Source organism: Pseudomonas sp., from assembly GCF_030696055.1.
Taxonomy (GTDB): Bacteria; Pseudomonadota; Gammaproteobacteria; order Pseudomonadales; family Pseudomonadaceae; genus Aquipseudomonas.
The window spans coordinates 1-23,991 of the sequence record NZ_JAUYNP010000266.1; the positions used below are offsets into that span (position 1 = coordinate 1).

The following is a 23,991-nucleotide window of genomic DNA, read 5'->3' on the forward strand; positions in this document are numbered from 1 at the left end:
GTTTCCGGCCGGGTGGTGGCGACTATCAGGTAATCCTTGCCGTCAGCGGTCTTGTGGCCAGCGGCCAGGGGGTAGCGCAGGTTCCACAGGCTGCCTTTCTCGTCGTGGTTTTCCACTTCCAGATCGGAGATCGCCGTGTGCAGCTTGGTGTCCCAGTTGACCAGACGCTTGCCACGGTAGATCAGGCCGTCCTGGTGCAGGCGCACAAAGGCTTCCTTGACCGCTTCGGACAAGCCGTCGTCCATGGTGAAGCGTTCGCGCGTCCAGTCCACCGAGCTGCACAGGCGACGGATCTGCCGGGTGATGGTGCCGCCGGACTCTTCCTTCCATTCCCAGACTTTTTCCAGGAATTTGTCGCGGCCGAGGTCATGGCGGCTGACGCCCTGGGCGGCCAGTTGACGCTCGACCACCATCTGGGTGGCGATCCCGGCATGGTCGGTGCCTGGCTGCCACAGGGTGTTGCGGCCCTGCATGCGGCGGAAACGGATCAGCGCATCCATGATCGAATTGTTGAAGCCATGGCCCATGTGCAGGCTGCCGGTGACGTTCGGCGGCGGGATCATGATGCAGTAGGGCTCACCCGAACCTTGTGGGGCGAAATAGTTGTTCGCCTCCCAGTTCTGGTACAGGGCGGTTTCAATGGCGTGCGGCTGGTAGGTCTTGTCCATGCGCGGCGGGACCCTTATGACGGCTGGTCGGAAAAGCCGGCAAGTATAGCGGGGAAGGCCCTCGCGGCGTAAGGCCGAGCGTGGCGTGGCTGACTGGTGGGCGTGCTGGCGGCTTATGTAGGGCGGATATGGCGAAGTTCGTATGATGGGTTGAGCGTAGCGATACCCATGCTGCCGAGCGACATGACCACCACCACATGAAGACCCTGTTGGGTTACGCGGCGACCGACAGCGATGTCGTCGCTTAAGCCGCGATAATCGCCGCTAATCCAACCTACCCAACTGCGCTATTTGCGCGGCGGCAGCAGGCGGGTCAGGCGTGCTTCCAGGCGGCGCTTCAGCTCGGCTTCGATCTGCGGCACGAAGTCGTCGATCACATCCTGCAGTATCAGTTGCGCGGCGGCGCGCAGTTCGCTGTCCAGGCGGTTGACTTCACTGTCGCGGCTGATGCTTTGCGTCACTGTGTCGCGCAGGCTGGGTGCGGGTGCGGGTGCGGGTGCGGCAGGCGCGGCGCTGGGCGCTGGAGCGCGCACGGCCGGGCTGGGCGGCGGCGTGACTATATCCGAGAGCAGGGGAATGCTGTCCGGGTCGATGGTGTCGAGCAGCAACGGCGGTTCGAGGCTTTCATCGCCCAGCAACTCGCGGATCGACTCCAGGTCGTTCAGCAGTTGCGCGGGCTTTTGTGGCGGTTTTGGGGTGTCCATGCTGTGCAACTAGAGTTCAACTCGTTTGGGATCATAACCGCGCTGGCGGTAACTGCGGAAATTCTCCCGGCAGGCGGTCAGCAGCTCGGGTTCTTGGTTGACGATTTCTATCACTCGGCTGAAGTGCTCGATATGCGCTGACAGGGTACTGCCCAGGTTGATCAGTACGCCCTGTTGGGTGCCCGGTTGCTCGTCCAGGCCAATGACTACCAGGGCTTGCCCGTCGTCCTGGTGCAGGCTATGCGGCACGAAACTTTCCGCCTTGAAGCGCCACAGCAACTCATCCAGCTCGGCGCATTGCGCGGAATCGCTGCCGCGGACAAACACCGGCAGGCCGGCGCGCCAGGCTTTCATCGCCAGCTGGCAGGCCGCGCGCAGGCGTTCGGCCGGGGTGGCGGATGAAAGTACATAGAATTCTATTCGGGGCATGGCTTGTTCATTTGTGGGGCGTTCGTGGCAGCGGCTGTCGCCGCGTATACCGCTAATCGCGGCTACAGCTGCTGCCGCGGGAGCTAGGCGTTACAACGGTCCAGCAGGTATTGGGTCAGCAGCGGCACCGGGCGGCCGGTGGCGCCTTTCTCCTTGCCGCCGCTGATCCAGGCGGTGCCGGCAATATCCAGGTGCGCCCAGTGGTAGTTCTTGGCGAAACGCGACAAGAAACAACCGGCGGTGATGGTACCGGCTTTCGGCCCACCGATATTGGCGATGTCGGCAAATGGACTATCAAGCTGCTCCTGGTACTCGTCGAACAGCGGCAGTTGCCAGGCGCGGTCGTCGGCGCCTTTGCCGGCGGCCAGCAGTTGCTCGATCAGCTCGTCGTTATTGCCCATCAGGCCGGAGGCATTGCTGCCCAGGGCGACTATGCAGGCGCCGGTCAGGGTGGCGATGTCGATCACCGCCTGCGGCTTGAAGCGCTCGGCATAGGTCAGGGTGTCGCACAGCACCAGACGGCCTTCGGCGTCGGTGTTGAGGATTTCCACGGTCTGCCCGCTCATGCTGGTGACTATATCGCCCGGCCGAGTCGATCGGCCGCTGGGCATATTCTCGGCGCAGGCCAGCAGGCACACCAGGTTGATCGGCAGTTGCAGTTCCAGCACGGCTTTCAGGGTGCCGAACACGCTGGCGGCGCCGCACATGTCGTACTTCATCTCGTCCATGCCGGCGGCGGGCTTGATGCTGATGCCGCCGGTGTCGAAGGTGATGCCTTTGCCGACCAGGGCGAAGGGCTTCTCGCTCTTCTTGCCGCCCTGGTAGTGCAGCACGATCATCCGAGGCGGCTGTTCGCTGCCCTGGGCCACGGCGAGGAAGGCGCCGGCGCCGAGCTCCTTGAGTTTGTTCTCGTCGAGAATCTCGACCTTGAGGTTCTTATGGGCCTTGCCCAGTGCCTTGGCTTCCTCGGCCAGGTAGCTGGGGTGGCAGAGATTCGGCGGCAGGTTGCCAAGGTCGCGGGTAAAGGCCATGCCGGCAGCAATCGCCTGGGCATGCCGGGCGGCGCGCTCGACCTCGGCCTGGTCGGCCTTGTCGCCAAGCAGGGTGAGTTTCTTCAGGGCGCTGGCATCGGCTTTCTGGCTCTTGAAGCGGTCGAACTGGTAGTCGCCGTCGGCCAGGCTTTCCACCATCAGGCGGGCCTTGCCATAGGCGTCGCGGCCTTTTACCTGCACATCCTGCAGGGCCAGCACCGCATCGCTGCCGCCCAGGCCTTTCAATACCGCATAAGCGGCGGTGATCACTTTGCGCAGTTGGCGGTCTGACAGTTCGCTGTCCTTGCCGGTGCCGACCAGCAAGACGCGCTCGGCTTTGAGATTGGGCAGGTTGTGCGCCAGCAGGGTCTGGCCGAGCTTGCCGGCCAGGTCGCCGCGCTTGAGCAGGGCGCTGATGGCGCCTGCGCTGGCGGCGTCCACGGCCTTGGCGACTTCACCTAGGCTGCGGCCTTCGCCGACAGGGATAACCAGGGTGGCGGTCTTTAGTGTTTCTGGGCGTGCGCTTTTAACAATAAATTCCATTAGGTGCAGTCCCCAAGACAACGAGTCGGTATTACAGGATAATGCCGGCAAATTTTTCGATGGTTCGCCAGTTGGGCGAGCCGGCAAGCAGTGCGGCTAGTTTGATCGTAGCCGCCTGAGCCTGACAACCCTGGAGTGTCTGGTTTGATCGTCTTCCGTTATTTGTCTCGTGAAGTGTTGCTGACCTTGAGTGCGGTGAGTGCCGTGCTCTTGGTGATCATCATGAGTGGCCGTTTTATCCGTTATCTGGCGCAGGCCGCGCAGGGGCTGCTCGAGCCTAGTGTGCTGCTGATGATCATGGCGTACCGGATTCCCGGCTTCTTGCAGCTGATCCTGCCGCTGGGCCTGTTTCTCGGCATTTTGCTGGCCTATGGGCGCCTGTATCTGGACAGTGAAATGACCGTGCTGTCGGCCACTGGCATGAGCCAGCAGCGCCTGTTTGTCTATAGCCTGGCGCCGGCGACCCTGGTGGCCTTGTTGGCCGGTTGGTTGAGTCTGGGCTTGGCCCCGCAGGGCGTGGAGCAGGTGGCGCGGATTCTCAATCAGCAGAGCGCCATTACCGAACTGGATACCCTGGTGCCGGGGCGTTTCCAGGCCATGAAGAATGGCTCGCGGGTGACCTACACCGAGGAGCTGTCCGAAGATCGCGGCAAACTGGCCGGGGTGTTTATTTCGGAGAAGCGCTTCTCTACCGACGGCGATAAGGAGCGCGGTATCTCCGTGCTGGTCGCCCAGGGCGGGCGTCAGGAAATCCAGGCCGATGGCAGCCGCTACCTGATTCTGGAAAACGGCTACCGCTATGACGGTAACCCGGGCCAGGCCGATTACCGGGCGATTCAGTACGACACCTATGGCGTGTTATTGCCCAAGCCGGAAGTGGAGGCCGAGGTGACGGATCGCGAAGCCATGCCGACCCGCCAGCTACTGGGCAGCGATAAGGGGCGCATGCAGTCCGAGCTGCAGTGGCGGCTGTCGATCCCCTTGCTGGTGTTCGTGATCACCCTGCTGGCGGTTCCGCTGTCGCGGGTCAATCCGCGGCAAGGGCGTTTCCTCAAGCTGCTGCCGGCCATCCTGCTGTATATGGCCTACCTGGCCTTGCTGATCGCGGCGCGCGGGGCGTTGGACAAGGAAAAGATCCCGGCGGCGCTGGGCTTGTGGTGGGTGCACGGAGTGTTCGCAGTGATTGGCTTGGTTCTGCTCTATTGGGAGACGCTGCGCTTGAAATGGGCGGCCCGCCATGCGGTACAGGGGGTGGCCCGTGGTTAAGTTGGATAAGTACATCGGCATCCAGGTGTTCGTCGCGATTCTCGGCGTGCTGGGGATCATAGTCGGCTTGGCCTTGCTGTTTGCCTTTATCGATGAGCTGGGCGATGTCGAAGGCAACTACAGCCTGTTCGATGCGCTCTGCTATGTAGTGCTGACCACGCCGCGGCGGGTCTACGAGATGCTGCCGATGGCGGCGTTGATCGGATGCCTGATCGGGCTGGGCTCCCTGGCCAGTAACAGCGAACTGACCGTCATGCGCGCCGCCGGCGTGTCGATCGGGCGGATCGTCTGGGCGGTCATGAAACCCATGCTGGTGCTGATGCTGGTCGGTGTGTTGATTGGCGAGTACCTGGCCCCTTACAGCGAGAACCAGGCCCAGGCCCGGCGCGCCATGGCCCAAGGCAGTGGCGATGCACAAAGTGCCAAACGCGGCCTGTGGCATCGCCAGGGCCAGGAGTACGTGCATATCAACGCCGTGCAGCCCAATGGCCTGTTGGTCGGTGTGACCCGTTACCGCTTCGATGATCAGCAGCGCATGCAGTCGGCCAGCTTTGCCCGTCGCGCGCAGTACCAGGGTGACCATTGGCAGCTGGAAGAGGTGGCCACCACGCATTTCCGCGAGCGCAACACTGAGGTGATCAAGCAGCCCGGCGAGCGCTGGGATGTCGAGCTGACGCCGCAACTGCTCGGCACCGTGGTGTTGGCGCCTGATGCGCTGTCGATAAGCGGGTTGTGGGGTTATATCCACTATCTGGCCGATCAGGGCCTCAACAATAATCAGTATTGGCTGTCGTTCTGGACCAAGGTGTTGCAGCCGCTGGTGACCGTGGCCCTGGTGCTGATGGCCATCTCCTTTATCTTCGGCCCGTTGCGCTCGGTTACCTTGGGCCAGCGGGTGTTTACCGGGGTGTTGGTGGGCTTCGTGTTCCGCATCGCCCAGGACTTGCTCGGGCCGTCCAGCCTGGTGTTCGGCTTCTCGCCGCTGCTGGCGGTGCTGATCCCGGCGGCTATCTGCGCCCTGGCCGGGGTCTGGTTGCTGCGCCGCGCGGGATAAAGAGCCTGGCGTAAAAAAGCCGGCTTGCGCAGCAGTGCGCAAGCCGGCTTTTTATGGCCTGCCATCCATGGCGGCCACCCTTCGGGCCGTCGCTGCGCGACGTTAAAAATGGCTCCTGGCCATTTTTCATGGGCGAGTTTATTTCTTGTGAATATTCTTCGGCAGCTGAATGACCCGGCTGTCCGAGTAGATGTCATGCCAGCTGCGTTTGTCTTTGTCCCACAGCACCCAGAGATAGCCCAGGCCAAGCGGCACCCAGGAACCTATGGCGACCAGGAAGCGCAGCATGGCCTGCCACAGGCTGATGGCGGTGCCGTCGGCATTCTGGATGCGTACGCCCCAGACCTGCATGCCCAGCGTCTGGCCGTTGTGGGTCCAGAACTTGGCAAAGAAGGCGAACAGGCTGAAGAACAGCAGAGTCGACAGCAGCGGGTCCCCGTCCAGGGCGCCGGCGTCGGACATCTGCTTGAGCAGCGCTTCGCCATAGAAACCCATCAGGATCAGCTTGTAGATAAAGGTCACGACCATCAGCAGGGCGATGCACAGCAGAAAGTCATAGAAGAGGGCGGCGAGACGGCGGATCAGTCCGGCGCTAGGGAAGTCACCCTGCGGGCGCAGCAGGTGTTTCGGCATGGTCGGCTCTTTAGTCAATAAATAGGGGCGGATCTTGGTGACGCAAACTTGCAGCAATGGGCATAAAAAATGGCTGGGAGCCATTTTTAACGTCGCGTAGCGACGGCCCGTAGGGTGGCCACCATGGATGGTAGGTCATAAAAAAACCCCTGATGTTGCCATCAGGGGTTCTTCAAAGCGGCAGGGTTATTCCTGAACTTGAACTTCGTCAGCCTGCATGCCTTTTTGACCTTGTACAGCGATAAAGCTGACTTTCTGGCCTTCTTTCAGGCTCTTGAAGCCGCTGCCTTGGATTGCGCGGAAGTGCACGAACAGATCCGGACCGCTTTCTGGCGTGATAAAACCAAAACCTTTCTCGTCGTTAAACCACTTGACGGTACCGTTCTGACGATTCGACATATTGTATTTCCTTGAAACTAAAGTTAATGACAGCCTCTAGATATAAGAGGGCTGAGACTGGTTGCAAGGAGTTATGCGACGTCGAGCGGGATGTAGCGGATCTTGAGGATCTACTGCACCAGGTCACGATTTACGGCGACCCATGCAAACACAGTGGAGGCACTCTACGCTAACTTTTAGGCAAATGCCAACCCCCGCCAGGGCATAGGAATGCAGGCCTGCGGGTTGTTTTGCGGCGATTTTTTGGAGGCTTTGAAGTGCGTGGCTGAGCAGCTTTGCGTCGTGCTCAGCGGGTGTTGCAAGTTGTTCGAGCGGCTGCAAACAACTAAAGAGATTATGGTGCCCCGGGGGAGACTCGAACTCCCACTTCTTTCGAAAACGGATTTTGAATCCGCCGCGTCTACCGGTTCCGCCACCGGGGCACAATGGCGGCGCAGTATAGGGATGCCTTTGGGGTTGGTCAATCCACTTGCGTGGTCAGAATGCACTATTTCCGGTAAGCTTTACCGCCCTGCTAAACGACCCCCTTCCGACATGCGCGTTGCCGACTTTAATTTCGAGCTGCCTGACGTTCTTATCGCCCGCCATCCTCTCGCGGAGCGTCGTGCTAGCCGTTTGCTGGTGCTGGATGGCCCCAGTGGTGCCCTGGCGCACCGTCAGTTCAGTGATCTGCTGGAATACCTGCGTCCGGGCGACTTGATGGTGTTCAACAACACCCGGGTGATTCCGGCGCGCCTGTTTGGCCAGAAAGCCTCGGGCGGCAAGCTGGAGATACTGGTCGAGCGCGTGCTGGACAGCCATAGGGTGTTGGCCCATGTGCGTTCGAGTAAATCGCCCAAACCAGGCTCGACCATTCTGATCGAGGGCGGTGGCGAGGCCGAGATGCTGGCGCGTCACGAAGCTTTGTTCGAGTTGCGCTTTGCCGAAGAGGTGTTGCCGCTGCTCGAGCGGGTCGGCCATATGCCGCTGCCACCTTATATAGACAGACCGGACGAGGCGGCGGACCGCGAGCGCTATCAAACGGTCTATGCCGAACGTGCCGGTGCGGTGGCCGCGCCGACCGCCGGCCTGCATTTCGACCAGGCGTTGCTGGCGGCGATTGCCGCGAAGGGCGTCGCTAGCGCCTATGTCACCCTGCATGTCGGCGCCGGCACGTTTCAGCCGGTACGGGTCGAGCGCATCGAAGATCACCCGATGCACAGCGAGTGGCTGGAGGTCGGCCAGGAGGTGGTCGATGCGGTGGCCGCCTGCCGTGCCCGCGGCGGCCGGGTGGTGGCGGTGGGCACTACCAGCGTGCGCTCCCTGGAAAGCGCCGCCCGCGATGGCGTGCTCAAGGCCTTCAGCGGCGACACCGATATCTTTATTTACCCGGGCCGACCGCTGCATGTGGTCGATGCCCTGGTCACCAACTTCCATCTGCCAGAATCGACCCTGTTGATGCTGGTGTCGGCCTTTGCCGGCTACCCGGAAACCATGGCGGCGTATCAGTGCGCAATCGCCGAGGGTTACCGCTTCTTTAGTTACGGTGATGCCATGTTCATCACCCGCAATCCCGCGCCACGCGGGCCAGAGGAACAGCTATGACGCGCACTTGCCGCATGTCTTTCGAATTATTGGCGACCGATGGCAAGGCGCGGCGTGGCCGTCTGACCTTCCCGCGTGGCGTGGTGGAGACCCCGGCCTTTATGCCGGTGGGCACCTACGGCACGGTCAAGGGCATGCTGCCGCGGGATATCGAGGCGACTGGGGCGCAGATCATCCTCGGCAATACCTTTCACCTGTGGTTGCGCCCGGGTACCGAGGTGATCAAGCGTCACGGCGACCTGCATGACTTTATGCAGTGGCAGGGGCCGATCCTCACCGACTCCGGCGGCTTTCAGGTGTTCAGCCTGGGCGCCATGCGCAAGATCAAGGAGGAGGGGGTGTATTTCGCCTCGCCGGTGGATGGCGCCAAGGTGTTTATGGGGCCGGAAGAGTCGATGCAGGTGCAGCGCGACCTGGGCTCCGACATCGTGATGATCTTCGACGAGTGCACGCCCTACCCGGCCGAGTTCGATGTGGCCAAGCGCTCCATGGAATTGTCGCTGCGCTGGGCCAAGCGCTCGAAGGAAGCCCATGGCGACAGCACAGCGGCGCTGTTCGGCATAGTCCAGGGCGGCATGCATGAAGAGCTACGCATGCGTTCGCTGGAGGGCTTGAGCGAAATAGGTTTCGACGGCCTGGCGATTGGCGGCCTCTCGGTAGGCGAACCGAAAGACGAGATGCTGCGGGTGCTGGATTACCTGCCGCCCCAGCTGCCGGCCGACAAGCCGCGCTACCTGATGGGAGTGGGCAAGCCGGAAGATCTGGTCGAGGGCGTGCGCCGCGGCGTGGATATGTTCGATTGCGTGATGCCGACCCGCAACGCACGTAATGGCCATCTGTTTGTCGATACCGGCGTGCTGAAAATCCGCAACGCCTTCCACAAACAGGATGACTCGCCGCTGGACCCGACCTGCGACTGTTACACCTGTCAGCATTTCTCCCGCGCCTACCTGCATCACCTGGATAAGTGCGGCGAAATGCTGGGGAGCATGCTCAATACAATCCATAACTTACGTCACTATCAGCGCTTGATGGCTGGTTTGCGCGAGGCTATTCAACAGGGTACATTGGCCGCCTTCGTCGATGCCTTCTATGCCAAACGCGGGCTACCAACTCCGCCTCTGGACTGATAACTCAACTTTTAAAGACCATTGCAACAGGAGTGTTACATGAGCTTTTTTATCCCCGCTGCTTTCGCTGAAGGTGCCGCCCCGGCTGCTGGCCCTGCTGGTAGCGGTTTTGAATGGGTATTTCTGGTCGGCTTTCTGGTCATCTTCTACCTGATGATCTGGCGTCCCCAGGCCAAGCGTGCGAAAGAACACAAGAATCTGCTCGGCAACCTGCAAAAGGGTGACGAAGTGGTGACCAGCGGCGGTATCGCCGGCAAAGTGCTCAAAGTTTCCGATGATTTCGTGGTAATCGAAGTGTCCGATACCGTCGAGCTGAAGATTCAGAAAGCGGCCATCGCCGCCACGCTGCCCAAGGGCACGCTGAAAGCGATCTAAGCACTACACCTTTACCATTCGACGGGGCGCTTAATGCGCCCCGCGTCATAACGGGCGGCGTCATGCTCAATAAATTTCCCCTCTGGAAGTACCTGCTGATCCTGGCTGTGCTGGCAATCGGCTTTCTTTATTCCGCACCCAATCTTTACCCGGACGATCCGGCCATCCAGATCAGTGGCAACAGCTCGGCCATGCGTGTCGAGCAGGCCGACCTGGATCGCGTCAGTCGTGCGCTGGAACAAGCGGGTATCAGTGTAAAAGCGTCGAGCCTGTCCGAGAAAGGGCGCGCCGGCTTGTTGCGGTTGAATAAGGCCGAAGACCAGTTGCCCGCCAAGGACGTGGTGCGCAAGGCGCTGAGCGATGAGTTCGTGGTGGCCTTGAACTTGGCGCAAACCACGCCGGACTGGTTGCGCAATCTGGGTGGTAGCCCGATGAAGCTGGGTCTGGACCTCTCGGGCGGTGTGCACTTCCTGATGGAGGTGGATATGGATAAAGCCCTGGATGCGCGGCGCAAGGTCTATGAGGGTGAGATTAAGAGCCTGCTGCGCAAAGAGCGCGTGCGCTATCGCAGCCTGCCGGAACTCAATGGCGCGATTCAGCTTGGCTTTGTCGATGAGGCCGCGCTGGAGAAAGCCCAGCAGCTGATCCGCAAGGATTTCACCGATTTCGACATGACCACCGTGCAGCGCAACGAGCTGCAGGTGCTGCGTCTGGCCTTGACCCAGGCCAAGTTGGTGGAGATTCGCGAGTACTCGATCAAGCAGAACCTGACCACGGTGCGTAACCGGGTCAACGAGCTGGGGGTGGCCGAGCCGCTGGTTCAGCGTCAGGGTGCCAACCGCATCGTGGTCGAACTGCCGGGTGTGCAGGACACCGCCGAAGCCAAGCGTATTCTGGGCAAGACCGCTAACCTGGAGTTCCGTCTGGCGGCCGAGCCGGATGCCGCTAAAGCCGCGACCGAAAGCTTCGAGTTCCGCCAGGAGGGTCGTCCGCCAGCGCAGCTGGAGCGTGACCTGATCATCACCGGTGACCAGGTTACCGATGCCCAGGCCAGCTTCGACGAGAATGGCAGTCCGCAGGTCAATATCCGTCTGGATGGCCGTGGCGGCGATCTGATGAATCGTGCCACCCGCAACAATGTCGGGCGCAGCATGGCGGTGATCTTTATCGAGCAGAAACCGGTGACCCGCTATGTTCGTCAGGTCGTCGAGGGCGTCGAGAAAGAAGTCGAACTGCAGACCTTTGTCGAAGAGAAGAAGATCATCAGCCTGGCGACCATCCAGTCGCCGCTGGGCAGTCAGTTCCGCATCACTGGCCTGGATGGCCAGGGTGAGTCGTCGGAGCTGGCCTTGCTGCTGCGTGCCGGTGGTCTGGCGGCGCCTATGTACTTTGCCGAAGAACGCACCATCGGCCCGAGCCTGGGCGCCGATAACATCACCAAGGGTGTCGATGCGTCCTTGTGGGGCATGCTGTTCGTCTCGCTGTTTATCATCGCCATCTATCGCTTCTTCGGGGTGCTGGCGACTATTGCGCTGGCCTTCAACATGGTCCTGCTGCTGGCGTTGATGTCGCTGCTCAGTGCGACTCTGACCCTGCCGGGTATCGCCGGTATCGTCCTGACCATGGGCATGGCGGTGGATGCCAACGTGCTGATCTTCTCGCGGATTCGCGAGGAAATTGCCAATGGCATGTCGGTGCAGCGCGCCATCCATGAGGGTTTCGATCGTGCCTATAGCGCGATTCTCGACTCCAACCTGACCACCTTGTTGGTCGGCGGGATCTTGTTCGCCATGGGCACCGGTCCGGTCAAGGGTTTCGCGGTGACCATGTCGCTGGGCATTGTCACCTCGATGTTCACCGCCATTCTGGTGACTCGTGCCATGGTCAACCTGATCTGTGGCGGGCGTGACTTCAAGAAGTTGTCGATCTAAGGGGCCGAGACGATGCGTACGATCAATTTTATGGGTGTGCGCAATATTGCGTTCGCCATCACCCTGTTTTTGACCTTTGTGGCTCTGGGTAGCTGGTTCTTTAAGGGGTTGAACTTTGGCTTGGATTTCACCGGCGGCACGCAGATCGAGTTGAGCTACGAGCAGCCTGCCGATCTGGGCAAGGTGCGCGCTCAGCTGGAGGCGGCGGGTTTTGCCGATGCCGTGGTGCAGAGCTTTGGTGCGACTACCGATGTGGTGGTGCGTATGCAGGGCGATGACCCGAGCCTTGGCAACAAGGTCGCTGCTGCGCTGCAGCAGGCGGGTGATGCGCTGCAGGTGAAGAAGGTTGAGTACGTCGGTCCGCAGGTGGGTGAAGAGCTGCGTGACCAGGGTGGCATAGGCATGCTGCTGGCGCTAGGTGGGGTCATGCTGTACCTGGCCTTCCGTTTTCAGTGGAAGTTTGCCTTGGGCGCGGTGCTCTCCCTGGTGCATGACGTGGTTGTGACCCTGGGGATTCTGTCGTTCTTTCAGGTGACCTTCGACCTGACGGTCTTGGCGGCCGTGCTGGCGATCATCGGTTACTCGCTGAACGACACCATCGTGGTCTTCGATCGGGTGCGCGAGAACTTCCGTGTGCTGCGCAAGGCCAGCCTGATCGAGAACATCAATATCTCCACCACGCAAACCCTGTTGCGTACGGCCGCTACATCGATTTCCACGCTGTTGGCGATCGTGGCGCTGTTGCTCTTCGCGGGCGATAACCTGTTCGGTTTCTCCATTGCCCTGTTTATTGGTGTGATGGCGGGTACTTACTCGTCGATTTATATCGCCAACGTGGTGCTGATCTGGCTCGATCTGAAAGTCGATGACCTGATTCCGCCGGTGGTGGCTGAAGAGGTCGATGAGCGTCCCTGAAACTGTGGGTTAGCTCGCAGTTGGCGCGAATGGGCCGGACAAGTGTTGAACTTGTCCGGCTTTTTTTCGCTCAAAAGGCATGAAAGTAGGCGTGATTAAGCGCCGGTGTTGCGGGTTTAAGGAGGTGCTTATGAACAAGTCATTGCTGGTGGGTGCAGTCCTCGGTGCTGTAGGCGTTACCGCAGGCGGCGCTGTGGCCACCTATAACCTGGTCAGTGGCCCGGAATACGCCGAAGTGCTGGCGGTCAAGCCGGTCAAGGAAAGCATCAAGACGCCGCGCGAGGTCTGCGAAGAGGTCGCTGTGACTCGGCAGAAGCCGGTCCAGGATCAGCACCAAATTGCCGGTACGGCAATAGGTGCGGTGGTTGGCGGTTTGCTGGGTAATCAGGTCGGCAGCGGTAGCGGCAAGAAACTGGCGACGGTCGCGGGCGCCGTGGGCGGTGGCTATGCCGGCAACAAGGTGCAGGAGAATATGCAGGCCAACTCTACCTATACCGCGACTGAAACGCGCTGCAAGACGGTGACCGATGTCAGTGAGAAGCTGGTGGGCTATGACGTCAAATACGAGCTGGACGGCAAGGTCAGCCAGGTGCGTATGGCGAGTGATCCGGGTTCTAAGATTCCGGTCAGGGATGGTCAGCTGGTGTTGGCCGAGCCGGCCACCAACTCGGCCCAATAAAAAATTGTCTGGAGCAATTTTTAGCGTGAAAGAACCCGCCTGACAGACGAGCGCAAGCCTGCCGGTTGATCGGCAAGACGAACCTCTCGGGCGCTTAGGGAAACTCTGAAGAAGACTTCCCGATTTTGGCAAAATACCCGGATTCCACGCACTGAGTTTTCCGATGAAGCAGATGACTTTCGCCGACGCCGAGTACGCCGGTAAGCGCAAGCAGACCCGTAAGGAATTGTTCCTGATCGAGATGGATCGGGTGGTGCCGTGGAAGGGTTTGATCGCCCTGATCGAGCCGCATTACCCCAAGGGTGAAGGTGGCCGCCCGGCGTACCCGTTGATGGTCATGCTGCGTGTGCACCTGCTGCAGAACTGGTTTGGCTACAGCGACCCAGCCATGGAGGAAGCCCTGTACGAAACCACCATCCTGCGCCAGTTTGCCGGACTGAACCTGGAGCGCATTCCCGACGAAACGACCATCCTCAACTTCCGTCGTCTGCTGGAGACGCACGAACTAGCCGCCGGAATCCTGGCCGTGATCAATGGCTACCTGGGCGACCGAGGTCTGTCGCTGCGCCAAGGCACCATCGTCGATGCCACGCTGATTCATGCGCCCAGCTCGACCAAAAACAAAGACGGCAAGCGCGACCCGGAAATGCATCAGACCAAGAAGGGCAACCAGTATTACTTCGGCATGAAAGCCCACATCGGTGTGGATGACGAGTCGGGCCTGGTGCATAGCGTGGTGGGTACGGCGGCCAACGTGGCGGATGTCACTCAGGTCGACAAACTGCTGCACGGCGATGAAAACATGGTGGGTGCCGACGCGGGCTATACCGGCGTTGATAAGCGCCCCGAGCATGGCGGGCGCAAGGTTATCTGGCAGGTCGCGGCACGCCGCAGTACCTACAAGAAGCTTGATAAGCGCAGCGCGCTGTACAAAGCCAAGCGCAAGATCGAGAAGGCCAAGGCGCAGGTTCGGGCCAAGGTCGAACATCCATTCCGGGTGATCAAGCGTCAGTTCGGTTACGTGAAGGTTCGCTTCCGTGGCTTGGCCAAGAACACGGCGCAACTGGTGACACTGTTCGCGCTGTCGAATCTGTGGATGGCGCGCAGACATTTACTGACGAGTGCAGGAGAGGTGCGCCTGTAATGCGGGAAATGGCCGCTGCGAGGCACTCGTGGCGGCTAAAAACACAGAAATGAGCGGGTGATCTGATCATTTTTGATCGATTTACCGCTTTCAAAATCGGCGAGGGCTGAAGTCAGCCAGAAATACATGACTACTTCAGACCATCCTTAGGTTCAGCTCGGTAGATAGCCGAACTGAGGGTGTCCCGGATTAGGTGTAAACGGGATGTCTCTTAATCCTGCATCAATCGATCTTCGAACTGGATACTGAAGCGATTCAGGGCCGCTTTCCAGTCCCGTATCGGCATCGTCCACTTCTTGCTGATGTTGTTCAGCGCCAAATAAAACAGCTTGCTCACGGCCTCGTCAGTGGGGAACGAGGCCCGGGTCTTGATCACCTTGCGCAAACTCATGTTGATCGATTCGATGGCGTTGGTGGTGTAGATCACCTTGCGGATCTCGGCCGGATAGTCGAAGAACGAGATGACCCGTGCCCAGTTACGCCGCCAGGACAGCCCGATTGGGCGTTTGAGCGGAAGTATTAAAAGTAGTTCGACTGCTAAACTTATCCACAGTTGCTGATGCAGAAATCAGCAATCTGCCCTGGGTTAAATTTCAATCGACAGGGTGGGTTAATTCCATTAGCGCCAACAACACAATGACATAAAGTGACAAGTGTATGAACTTTTTCGCTCGTCACTTAAATGCACAGGGCCTTGTTTTTGCCGCAGTCGATCCGCTATAAACGGCTGAAGCCATAGATGTTGTCCAATGAAAAATTATACCGCTGCTAATCATTATGTGACCGTCCTCCTTAACCAGGCGGCCGCCCATGGCGTTAATGCCGAGCAACTACTACGCGGCGCAGGCATTTCCGAGGAGATCCTGGGAAAACCCCAGGCCCGAATAGCCGTCGAGAAACTGGCCAAATTGGCACAAGGAATTTGGCATGCCCTGCAGGATGAAAATATGGGCTTCACCCCCCATCCCTGCAAGCTGGGAGCTTTCTATCTAATGGGTAAACTCGCTATCCACGAGCCCTGCCTAGATAAAGCCCTAAAAATCGGTATTCGCTTCTATGATCTGGTGGAGGATGATTACCACCTTTGCCTAACGCATGAGGGAGACGAAGTCACCTTGAGTTACTGTTTCCATCATCCAGAGTTGGATCCAGACCACTTCTTGGCTGAATTCACTATGATCGCGTGGCACCGCTTTGCCAGCTGGCTGGTGGGTAAGCATATTGTGCTTAGGCGCAGCACTTTCGTCTACCCTCGACCCTCTCATGTAGACGAGTATAAATTCCTCTTTCCTTGCGCCCATGAGTTCGCACAGTCGACCAACAGTCTGACTTTCCATAAGAAGTATCTCCTCCTGCCGATCGTCCAGACCGAGGTGTCGCTGAAAGAGTATTTCCGCAGGACGCCGGTAGATATTCTATTAGAACCAGAAAATGACGAAAGTTACACCACTCGAATCCGGCTGATGATCGAAACCACGGCCGAGAAGGGATTTCCAGATTTCGAGACAGTAGCTGTTAGGCTCAACATGAGCCCCCAAACCCTCAGGCGTAGGCTGAAAGTTGAAGGCACTTCCTATCAAGGGATCAAGGATATCATTCGTCGTGATATCGCGATCTACCATCTGACTAAGCAAGGGCTGCCCGTCAGTGATATTGCTCTAAGGGTCGGCTTTACTGAGCCAGGCGCCTTTATCCGAGCCTTTAAGAGCTGGACCGGCGTCACCCCTGGAGATTATCGCCGCATCGATTAATGCGGAGCTTTTCCCTTTTCGACGGCCCCATCATTAAACCAGCCTGTGGGGAGTGATGATCGAAGCAATCGACGCTCGGAAGCACGCGCTTGGCTCTCGTGTGGCGATGCGCTCCAAGGCCATGTTAAGGACACTTCGAACAAGTCAGTGCCCAATTGGGCATAGCCTGTTCGAAGTTTCTCCAGCCGTCCACCGACTCCAGAACAAGCCACTTTTATAGTCCCTGTCCTTCGATGAGCTCGGTGCATGGGCCAGCGCAGCATCGACTAGGGTGCCCTGGCGCAGCGATAGTCCACAGATGCCCCCGCAGCATCGCTATCAGCGGGCAGGCCAGGCGGCCGCCTGCTCCTTTGAGGTAATGCGGCTCGATCAGCGCGAGCAGGGCGGCGCTACTGCCTGGTTCATCTCGATCAGGAAGCGGCCTTTGCGGGTCTGCTTGCGCTTGCCGGCGTACTCAGTATCGGCAAAGGGCTGCTGTTTCATCGGGCGGCTCGGATCAGGGAAAGAGTATTGCACCAGCACTGGGGAATCTTCTTAGGACTTCCCTTGGAAAGATACGACATATGCTCGCCGGTCCCTTGGTAGTTTCTGCATATTTATCTGTGCGTTTTCGCTATTGCGTGGAGGGAGAAAGGCTAATTAAATCAATTAACCGCAGACCGCTTCTTTAGAGGCCGATCTTCTCCTCCTTGCAGGATTTTGTTAGGCGTGATTTTGTTAGGTGTGCTTGGGTTGTATGGAGCTTTAATGAGCGCTGAGCTTGTGGCGATATGAGCGACACCTTGGCTCTGCTGGGATCGAGTTGATCTGTGCGCTTTAGGTAATAATTATAAAAGTAAAGAGGTTGTGATGTATTTAACTCAGTCAATTAAGCGCAATGCCCAGCTCTATCCAAATAAGTTTTCAACTTTATGCGGTGTTCGCCGTCGCACCTGGGTCGAACTAACTGAACGAGTGGCCAAGGTTGCTGGGGCGTTACAGGAGCTGGGGGTCAAGTCTGGTGATCGGGTAGCTATTTTGGCCCTGAACTCTGATCGTTATTACGAAGCCTACTTTGCGGTGCCCTGGGCTGGTGGCGTACTGGTGCCCCTGAATATACGTTGGTCGGTCAATGAAAATGTCTACTCCCTAGAGGATTCCGGCTGCACGCTACTGATAGTTGATGAGACCTTCAAAGAGACGGCCCGAGAGATTCTCGAGAAGACCGACTGTATCCAGACGATCATCTATGTCGGCGATGGCGAGACGCCGGAGGGGATGCTGAATTATGAGGTAATCCTTGAGGCCGCCGAGCCAGCCGAGGATGCCATGCGCGGCTATGCCGATCTGGCTGGGATCTTCTATACCGGCGGCACTACGGGCTTTCCCAAAGGGGTGATGCTGTCCCATCAGAACCTATGGGCCAGCAGCATCTCCATCATGGCGGGACTCAATCTTCAGGCGCCAGACAGCATTTATCTGCATGCGGCGCCCATGTTCCACCTGGCCGACGCCGCCATCTCCATCGCCAATACCATCGCCGGTTCCACCCACGCGTTCATTCCCGCCTTCGAGGTTTCCCGGGCAGTTGAGGCAATAGCCGAGTATGGGGTCACAGATGTGCTGCTGGTCCCCACCATGATTTCCATGATGTTGGCTAGTCCAGCCCTGGCAGAGGCCGATCTGTCCTCGTTGCGGAAGGTTTTCTATGGCGCCTCGCCCATGCCGGAGGGCACCTTGCGGCAGGTCATGGAAAAACTGCCCGGGGTGGCGTTTTACCAGGCCTATGGGCAGACCGAATTGGCCCCCCTCGCCACTATCCTGGGTCCTGAATGCCATGTACTCGAGGGCCCCAATGCCGGCCGGCTGCGCTCGGCAGGCCGGGCGGGTTACTGCGTGGAGCTGAATATTGTCGATGCCGAAGGCAAGAACCTAGCGCCGGGCGAGATAGGGGAAGTGGCCGTGCGTGGTCCCAATACCATGCTTGGCTACTGGAATAACCCGGAGCAGACCAAGGCCGCCTTGATCGATGGTTGGGTCATGACCGGGGATGCTGGTTATCTGGATGAAGACGGCTTCTTGTTTCTGGTGGACCGGGTCAAGGACATGATTGTTTCCGGTGGCGAGAATGTGTTCTCGGCCGAAGTGGAAAGTGCCATCTCCAGACATCCTGCGGTGCATGAAGTGGTGGTGATCGGTATCCCCAGCGAACGCTGGGGCGAAGCCGTACATGCCATTGTGCGCCTCAAGGCCGGGGGCGAGGCCACGGAGCAGGTGCTTATCGATCATTGTCGCCATCATATTGCCGGTTACAAATGCCCGCGTAGCGTGGAGTTCCGGGAAGAGCCATTCCCAATGAGCGGGGCTGGCAAGTTGCGCAAAGTGGATCTGCGCAAGCCCTATTGGGAGGGTAAGGGGCGGGCCATTAACTAACTTGCTGTGATTGCTTGCCTCTCAGTCGACGAATAGGACTTTCCCTGTAGTAGTCGGCTGTTTATCCGCCTTTTACTGGCGGATTTTTTTGAGCCTGCGCGGACGGCAGGGCTCGAACTTGATGGTTATTGTTAATTTAAATGGGACTTGCCGACATTGTTCGCCCTTCTCGGTTGAGACAGTCTAATCCAGCCCTTTTAGTCATTCAGCGCTTAAGCAAATTAAGGTAATAGAAATGGATCGGATGCGTTTCGACGAAAGAGTTGTGGTCATTACCGGCGCGGGCAACGGCCTGGGTCGGGCCTATGCGCTGGAGTTTGCCAAGCGCGGTGCCCGCGTGGTGGTTAACGATCTGGGCGGCAGCGGTCATGGTGAGGGCCAGAGTTCCGCGGCGGCTGACCAGGTGGTGGAAGAGATCCGCGCCCTGGGTGGTGAGGCGGTAGCCAACTACGACTCCGTTGAAGATGGTGACAAGATCATCCAGACGGCCCTGGATAGCTACGGCCGCGTCGATGTGGTGATCAACAACGCCGGCATCCTGCGGGATGTCAGCTTTGCCAAGATGACCGATGCGGATTGGGAGCTGATCTACCGCGTTCACGTGGACGGCGCCTACAAGGTGACCAAGGCCGCCTGGTCGGTGATGCGCGAGCAGAACTTCGGTCGCATCCTCTTCACCACCTCCGCCGCCGGCATCTACGGCAACTTCGGCCAGGCCAACTACAGCTCGGCCAAATCCGCGTTGCTGGGCCTGGGTCGTACCTTGGCGCTGGAAGGCGCCCGTAACAATATTTTCACCAATGTGATCGCGCCCATCGCCGGCTCCCGCTTGACCGAAACCATCTGGCCGGAAGAAGTGCTCAAGGCCACCAGCCCCGACTACGTGGTGCCCCTGGCAGTCAAGCTGTGTGCCGAGGACAGTACCGAGAACGGTGGGGTGTTTGAGGTGGGCGCCAGCTGGTTCGCCAAGATTCGTACCGAGCGCAGCCAGGGTGTTGCCTTTGGCGTCGAGGGTCGGGTGAGCGCCGAGCAGGTGGCCGAGCGCTGGGACGAGATCTGCGACTTCAGCGATGCCGAGCCTGCCGAAAGCATCCTCAGCACCTTCACGGCCGTTGGCCAGATGGTCGGCATCGACCTGCTGGCGACCAAGAAATAAACCGACAAAACAAGAGGATAGAGTCATGGCTAAGGCACGTATTGCCGGTGTTGGCATGGTCAAGTTCTGTAAGCCGGGCACCCAGGAGCCTTATCGGCTGATGGCGACCAAGGCGGTCAAGGCAGCCCTTGAGGACGCCGGCATCGACTACCGCCTGGTGCAGCAGGCCTACGCCAGTTACGTCTATGGCGACAGCACCTGTGGGCAACATGCCCTCTATGGAGTGGGGATGACCGGGATACCGGTGATCAACGTCAACAACAACTGTTCGTCCGGCTCCACGGCGCTGTTCCTGGCGCGCCAGGCGGTGGCCTGCGGGGCGGTGGACTGTGCCCTGGCCCTGGGCTTCGAAGAGATGCAGCCCGGTGCGTTGGGCTCCCACTGGGATGATCGGGAGTCGCCGTTCGAGCCCATGCTGCGGCGCCTGGATGAGGTGGCCGATGCACCTGAGGGGCCGTTGGCGTTGCGAATGTTCGGCTCCGCCGGCACCGCCTATATCGAGAAGTACGGCGCTAACCCGGATATCTTCGCCAAGGTCTCGGTCAAGACCCGCAGCCATGCAGTGCGCAATCCCTATTCCATGTTCACCAAACCCTTGACTGTGGAAGAGGTGATGGCGGCGCCGACCATCTATGCGCCGTACCTGACCCGCCTGATGGCCTGCCCCCCCAGCTGTGGTGCCGCCGCCGTCATCGTCTGCAGCGAGGCCTTTGCCAGGAAGCACGGGGTTGCAGCGGGGGTCGAGATCATCGGCCAGGCGATGGCCACCGACCTGCAAGACAGCTGGAACGATCCCATCGAGCTGATCGGTGCCCACATGACTCGCAAGGCCGCTCAGGAGGTCTATGAGCAGGCCGGTCTAGGCCCCGAGGCGGCCCAGGTGGTGGAGTTGCATGACTGCTTCACCCCCAACGAGGTCATCACCTATGAAGACCTGGGGCTGTGCGGTGAGGGCGAGGCCGAGAAATTTATCGCCGCGGGCAACAACACCTATGGCGGTAAGTTCGTGGTCAACCCCTCCGGCGGGCTGATGTCCAAGGGCCACCCCCTGGGTGCCACCGGCCTGGCGCAATGCACCGAGCTGGTATGGCATCTGCGTGGGCAAGCAGGGGAGCGCCAGGTGGAGGGCGCCCGCGTGGCCTTGCAGCACAACCTGGGGCTGGGCGGCGCGGCCGTGGTGACTATGTATCGCAAGCTATAGCCCCGAACAGCTCAGCAACGATCAAGAGAGAACGCCATGTTGGATCGCAGCAAGATAGGTACCGAGTTCCCACCCATAGTGGTGCCGGTGGAGAAGGGGCGGCTGATCTTTTTCGCCAAGGCCATTGGCGAGAGCAACCGCATCTATACAGACGAGTCAGCCGCCCGGGATGCAGGCCACAGGACGATTCCGGCACCGCCCACCTTCCCCATGGTGCTGGATATGGAACGCGCGGCCGATCTGCCGCCGGAGGTGGAGCTGTTGCAACTGGATGTGGGCCGTATTCTCCATGGCAGCCAGGCCTTCGAGTATTTCGCGCCTATCTATGCCGGCGACGAGATCACCGCCACCCGCAAGATTGTCGATATCTTCGACAAGAAGGGGGGCGCCCTGGAGTTCGTGGTGACCGAAAACACCTATACCAATCAAGACGGCCAATTGGTCGCCAAGGCCCGGTGCAGCCTGGTGTACCGCAACTAACGGGAGCAAGTGGTCATGTCAGAAATTAAGATCGGAAGTCAAATCCCCTCCTTGCAGCTGCCGCCCATTTCCCGTCACAGCCTGGCGCTCTATTGCGGCGCCTCCGGCGACCACAACCCGATTCATGTGGATGCAGATTTTGCCAAGCAAGCGGGGATGCCCGATGTGTTTGCCCACGGCATGTTGTCCATGGCTTATCTGGGCCGGATGCTGACCAACTGGCAACCTCAGTCGAAACTGCGCAAGTTCAGCACCCGCTTCGCGGCCATCACCCAGGTACGGGATGTGATTACCTGCACCGGCACCGTGGTGGAACTGCTCGAAGAAGAGGGCGAGCGGCGAGTGCGTCTGGAGATCGCGGCGACCAAGGCTTCAGGCGAGCAGACCCTGATCGGTGAGGCGCTGGTGGCGCTGTAGAGCGCCAGTGGCGGTGAGGTGCAATCCGTGGGTGGCGCGAGTTTAGTGACTCCTCCGCCGCAGGCCGGGTTGCCGAGCCTCTTGCGCGGCCGGGAAGCCGGCTGGCGCAATATCTAAATTTCTGCGCCGGGGCTCAAGGTCCGGGCCACGAGCGTGACGCTAAAACTATAAGAGCGAGGTTGGTAATGAGCATCGAATTAGATCAAGCCGAATTAGAGCTGTTCCGCGACAACGTGCGCCGCTTTGTGCAGAGCGAGATCGTGCCCCAGTATGAGCAGTGGGAGAGGGGCGGGATCATGCCCCGTCAGGTGTGGAACCAGTTGGGGGAGGCGGGGCTGTTGTGCGTCGATCTACCGCAAGCATACGGCGGTGCCTGCGCGCCCTTCGACTTCTCCATGGTGGTGGCAGAGGAGTTTGGACGCGCTGGTTGTGGCGCGCTGGGCGGTAGTCTGGCGGTGCATTCCGATATCGTGGCTCACTATATCCTCAACGCCGGTACTGAAGAACAGAAGAGCAACTACCTGCCGAAGATGGCCAGTGGCGAGATGGTGGGGGCCATTGCCATGACCGAGCCCGGTGCCGGTTCCGATCTGCAGGGCATCCGTACCAGCGCCAAGCGGGAGGGTGACCACTATGTGATCAATGGTTCCAAGACCTTTATCACCAACGGGCAGCATTGCGACCTGGTCGTGGTGGCAGCCAAGACCGATCCCACTGTGTCAGGTTCCAAGGGGACCTCGCTCTTTATCGTTGCAAGCGACTGCCCCGGCTTCCAGCGCGGTCGTAACCTGGACAAAATCGGCTGTCATTCGGCCGATACCTCGGAATTGTTCTTCCAGGATGTGCGGGTGCCCCAGTCGGCGTTGCTGGGTGAGTTGCACCGTGGTTTCTTCGTGCTGATGAACGAACTGCAGCGTGAGCGCCTGAGCTTGGCGGTGATGGCCGTGGCCGCAGCCGAAGGCGCCTTGGCGCAGACCATCGCCTATGTGAAGGAGCGCAAGGCGTTCGGCAAGGCAATTGCCGAATTCCAGAACACCCGCTTCAAGATCGCCGAGATGCAGACCGATATCCGGGTGCACAAGGCCTTCGTTAAGGAGTGCATGGAGCGCTTCGCGCGCAAGGCGCTGGATGTGGCGTCGGTCAGCATGGCCAAGCTCGGCTGTACCGAGATGCAGGGTCGGGTGGTGGACGGTTGCCTGCAACTCTTTGGCGGCTACGGTTACATGACCGAGTATCCCATCTCTCGCGCCTATGTGGACGCCCGCGTGCAGCGGATCTACGGCGGCACCTCCGAGATCATGAAGGAGATTATCTCGCGGGAGGCCCTCAAGTAAGAACAGACAGCCAAGATTAATCTGGCACGTGATGCCTTCTATCGGAGGCAGGCACTGCCAGACTCAGTCGCTGGCTCCAGTCACGGCGCATAGCGGCCTCTGAATCTTTGCTCAGATACCCTGCTACGACTTGCTCGCGGCGATTCGCCCAAAGTAGTGGCCGAGACCCAAGGGGTATGCACGCAAACTGTCTATGAGCCTCGACAACAGAGGCTGAGCAAAGGCTTTGCGGGGCTGCATGATGCGCCCCGTTCAGGCGCGCCGGGCAAGCTGTCGGCCCATCTGTCGACTATTGAGGAATGCTTGCTGTTTTTTGCATCGGCAACGGTGGATAAGTCTGGCAGCCAAGCTGCTTTTGCAAGCCCTTCCTTTTCAATAGTCCAATGCACCGAATGAAGGTCTGCTATCGACATAGTCCGTATGCGGCGTGCTGCTCCTGCTTCAATTCAATAACCGTGTTGCACTTAGCTCCTGCAACCGCCAAGCATAATTCGGAGTCAGCCAATGAGATTTTCCGAGGACAAACTAGCAGCGCTTTATTGCTCTGATCAAGTTGAGCGCGTTATCCATATCTGGGAGCCAAAACAGCCAAGAGCAATTATTCTGGCGCTGCACGGAGGCATGGCGCATGCGGGGGATTACGTCACGCCAGCACTTTATTTCCGGGAAAAAGGCATTGCCACGGTTAGCTTTGATATGTCTGGTCACGCCAGCAAGAAGCGAGTCGACATTCCAGAATTTGCCCGTTTTCTGGA

At 59.3% G+C, this 23,991-nt stretch carries 23 protein-coding genes, 1 tRNA gene and 2 pseudogenes; 17 read left to right on the forward strand and 9 right to left on the reverse strand.

The window, feature by feature from the left end:
* The 4 genes from Q8Q83_RS15865 to Q8Q83_RS15880 all read right to left on the reverse strand — a co-directional run.
* Positions 1-668 (reverse strand): class I tRNA ligase family protein (locus Q8Q83_RS15865; RefSeq protein ID WP_305625095.1); only part of this gene is annotated, 668 nt, incomplete at its 3' end.
* Positions 669-955: 287 nt separating this feature from the next.
* Positions 956-1,372, reverse strand: coding sequence for a DNA polymerase III subunit chi (locus Q8Q83_RS15870; protein ID WP_305625096.1), 417 nt, complete (start codon positions 1,370-1,372; stop codon positions 956-958).
* A gap of 9 nt (positions 1,373-1,381) precedes the next feature.
* Positions 1,382-1,801 (reverse strand): DNA polymerase III subunit chi, encoded by a 420-nt coding sequence (locus Q8Q83_RS15875; protein WP_305625097.1) that lies wholly within the window; start codon positions 1,799-1,801, stop codon positions 1,382-1,384.
* An 83-nt stretch (positions 1,802-1,884) separates the two neighbouring features.
* Entirely contained in the window at positions 1,885-3,375 is a 1,491-nt protein-coding gene (locus tag Q8Q83_RS15880; protein ID WP_305625098.1) for a leucyl aminopeptidase, read from the reverse strand.
* 144 nt (positions 3,376-3,519) lie between these two features.
* Here Q8Q83_RS15880 and lptF point away from each other — a divergent pair, with 144 nt between their 5' ends.
* Together lptF and lptG are read left to right on the forward strand one after the other, a co-directional pair.
* Positions 3,520-4,641 (forward strand): LPS export ABC transporter permease LptF, encoded by a 1,122-nt coding sequence (gene lptF, locus Q8Q83_RS15885; protein ID WP_305625099.1) that lies wholly within the window; start codon positions 3,520-3,522, stop codon positions 4,639-4,641.
* Positions 4,634-5,695 carry an LPS export ABC transporter permease LptG gene (gene lptG, locus Q8Q83_RS15890; RefSeq protein WP_305625100.1) on the forward strand — a complete coding sequence of 354 codons (1,062 nt, stop codon included), beginning with the start codon at positions 4,634-4,636 and terminating at the stop codon, positions 5,693-5,695. Before lptF ends, lptG begins: the two co-directional genes overlap by 8 nt.
* 138 nt (positions 5,696-5,833) lie before the next feature.
* Here lptG and Q8Q83_RS15895 read toward each other — a convergent pair whose 3' ends face one another.
* The 3 genes from Q8Q83_RS15895 to Q8Q83_RS15905 all read right to left on the reverse strand — a co-directional run bounded on the left by Q8Q83_RS15895 (position 5,834) and on the right by Q8Q83_RS15905 (position 7,149).
* Entirely contained in the window at positions 5,834-6,328 is a 495-nt protein-coding gene (locus tag Q8Q83_RS15895; RefSeq protein ID WP_305625101.1) for an RDD family protein, read from the reverse strand.
* Between the two features lie 186 nt (positions 6,329-6,514).
* Positions 6,515-6,727 carry a cold-shock protein gene (locus Q8Q83_RS15900; protein ID WP_305625102.1) on the reverse strand — a complete coding sequence of 71 codons (213 nt, stop codon included), beginning with the start codon at positions 6,725-6,727 and terminating at the stop codon, positions 6,515-6,517.
* Positions 6,728-7,064: 337 nt separating this feature from the next.
* Positions 7,065-7,149, reverse strand: a tRNA-Leu gene (locus tag Q8Q83_RS15905).
* Positions 7,150-7,261: 112 nt separating this feature from the next.
* On the opposite strand from Q8Q83_RS15905, the gene queA reads away from it, so the two are divergent.
* The 7 genes from queA (at position 7,262) to Q8Q83_RS15940 (ending at position 14,485) form a co-directional block, all read left to right on the forward strand.
* Positions 7,262-8,311 (forward strand): tRNA preQ1(34) S-adenosylmethionine ribosyltransferase-isomerase QueA, encoded by a 1,050-nt coding sequence (gene queA / locus Q8Q83_RS15910; RefSeq protein ID WP_305625103.1) that lies wholly within the window; start codon positions 7,262-7,264, stop codon positions 8,309-8,311.
* Between the two features lie 14 nt (positions 8,312-8,325).
* Positions 8,326-9,441 carry a tRNA guanosine(34) transglycosylase Tgt gene (gene tgt / locus Q8Q83_RS15915; RefSeq protein WP_305625104.1) on the forward strand — a complete coding sequence of 372 codons (1,116 nt, stop codon included), beginning with the start codon at positions 8,326-8,328 and terminating at the stop codon, positions 9,439-9,441.
* Positions 9,442-9,480: 39 nt separating this feature from the next.
* Positions 9,481-9,816 carry a preprotein translocase subunit YajC gene (gene yajC, locus Q8Q83_RS15920; protein ID WP_305625105.1) on the forward strand — a complete coding sequence of 112 codons (336 nt, stop codon included), beginning with the start codon at positions 9,481-9,483 and terminating at the stop codon, positions 9,814-9,816.
* Positions 9,817-9,878: 62 nt separating this feature from the next.
* Positions 9,879-11,747, forward strand: a complete 1,869-nt coding sequence (secD, locus tag Q8Q83_RS15925) for a protein translocase subunit SecD (protein ID WP_305625106.1) — start codon at positions 9,879-9,881, stop codon at positions 11,745-11,747.
* Positions 11,748-11,759: 12 nt separating this feature from the next.
* Positions 11,760-12,662, forward strand: coding sequence for a protein translocase subunit SecF (gene secF, locus Q8Q83_RS15930; protein WP_305625107.1), 903 nt, complete (start codon positions 11,760-11,762; stop codon positions 12,660-12,662).
* A gap of 130 nt (positions 12,663-12,792) precedes the next feature.
* The gene (locus Q8Q83_RS15935; protein ID WP_305625108.1) at positions 12,793-13,341 is read left to right on the forward strand and encodes a glycine zipper 2TM domain-containing protein; all 549 of its coding nucleotides are present in this window, start codon (positions 12,793-12,795) and stop codon (positions 13,339-13,341) included.
* Positions 13,342-13,504: 163 nt separating this feature from the next.
* Positions 13,505-14,485, forward strand: coding sequence for an IS5 family transposase (locus tag Q8Q83_RS15940; RefSeq protein ID WP_305625109.1), 981 nt, complete (start codon positions 13,505-13,507; stop codon positions 14,483-14,485).
* A 211-nt stretch (positions 14,486-14,696) separates the two neighbouring features.
* Here the strand turns inward: Q8Q83_RS15940 and Q8Q83_RS15945 are convergent.
* Positions 14,697-14,987: pseudogene (locus tag Q8Q83_RS15945) on the reverse strand (transposase); the annotation flags it as partial.
* Between the two features lie 247 nt (positions 14,988-15,234).
* Here Q8Q83_RS15945 and Q8Q83_RS15950 point away from each other — a divergent pair.
* Positions 15,235-16,236 (forward strand): AraC family transcriptional regulator, encoded by a 1,002-nt coding sequence (locus Q8Q83_RS15950; RefSeq protein WP_305625110.1) that lies wholly within the window; start codon positions 15,235-15,237, stop codon positions 16,234-16,236.
* 295 nt (positions 16,237-16,531) lie between these two features.
* On the opposite strand, the pseudogene Q8Q83_RS15955 reads toward Q8Q83_RS15950, so the two are convergent.
* Positions 16,532-16,719, reverse strand: a pseudogene (locus Q8Q83_RS15955) (IS5/IS1182 family transposase); the annotation flags it as partial.
* Between the two features lie 366 nt (positions 16,720-17,085).
* Here Q8Q83_RS15955 and Q8Q83_RS15960 point away from each other — a divergent pair.
* The 7 genes from Q8Q83_RS15960 to Q8Q83_RS15990 all read left to right on the forward strand — a co-directional run.
* The gene (locus Q8Q83_RS15960; protein ID WP_305625111.1) at positions 17,086-18,648 is read left to right on the forward strand and encodes a long-chain-fatty-acid--CoA ligase; all 1,563 of its coding nucleotides are present in this window, start codon (positions 17,086-17,088) and stop codon (positions 18,646-18,648) included.
* 235 nt (positions 18,649-18,883) lie between these two features.
* The gene (locus tag Q8Q83_RS15965) at positions 18,884-19,804 is read left to right on the forward strand and encodes an SDR family oxidoreductase (RefSeq protein WP_305625112.1); all 921 of its coding nucleotides are present in this window, start codon (positions 18,884-18,886) and stop codon (positions 19,802-19,804) included.
* Between the two features lie 25 nt (positions 19,805-19,829).
* Positions 19,830-21,005 carry a lipid-transfer protein gene (locus tag Q8Q83_RS15970; RefSeq protein WP_305625113.1) on the forward strand — a complete coding sequence of 392 codons (1,176 nt, stop codon included), beginning with the start codon at positions 19,830-19,832 and terminating at the stop codon, positions 21,003-21,005.
* A 36-nt stretch (positions 21,006-21,041) separates the two neighbouring features.
* Positions 21,042-21,485: a MaoC family dehydratase N-terminal domain-containing protein gene (locus Q8Q83_RS15975; RefSeq protein WP_305625114.1), complete on the forward strand. Its 444-nt coding sequence runs from the start codon at positions 21,042-21,044 to the stop codon at positions 21,483-21,485.
* 15 nt (positions 21,486-21,500) lie between these two features.
* Complete coding sequence (locus Q8Q83_RS15980) at positions 21,501-21,902, forward strand: MaoC family dehydratase (protein WP_305625115.1); 402 nt, start codon at positions 21,501-21,503, stop codon at positions 21,900-21,902.
* Between the two features lie 185 nt (positions 21,903-22,087).
* Positions 22,088-23,236: an acyl-CoA dehydrogenase family protein gene (locus tag Q8Q83_RS15985; protein WP_305625116.1), complete on the forward strand. Its 1,149-nt coding sequence runs from the start codon at positions 22,088-22,090 to the stop codon at positions 23,234-23,236.
* A gap of 504 nt (positions 23,237-23,740) precedes the next feature.
* Positions 23,741-23,991, forward strand: a 251-nt coding sequence (locus tag Q8Q83_RS15990) for an alpha/beta hydrolase (protein WP_305625117.1), incomplete at its 3' end; no start/stop codon positions are given.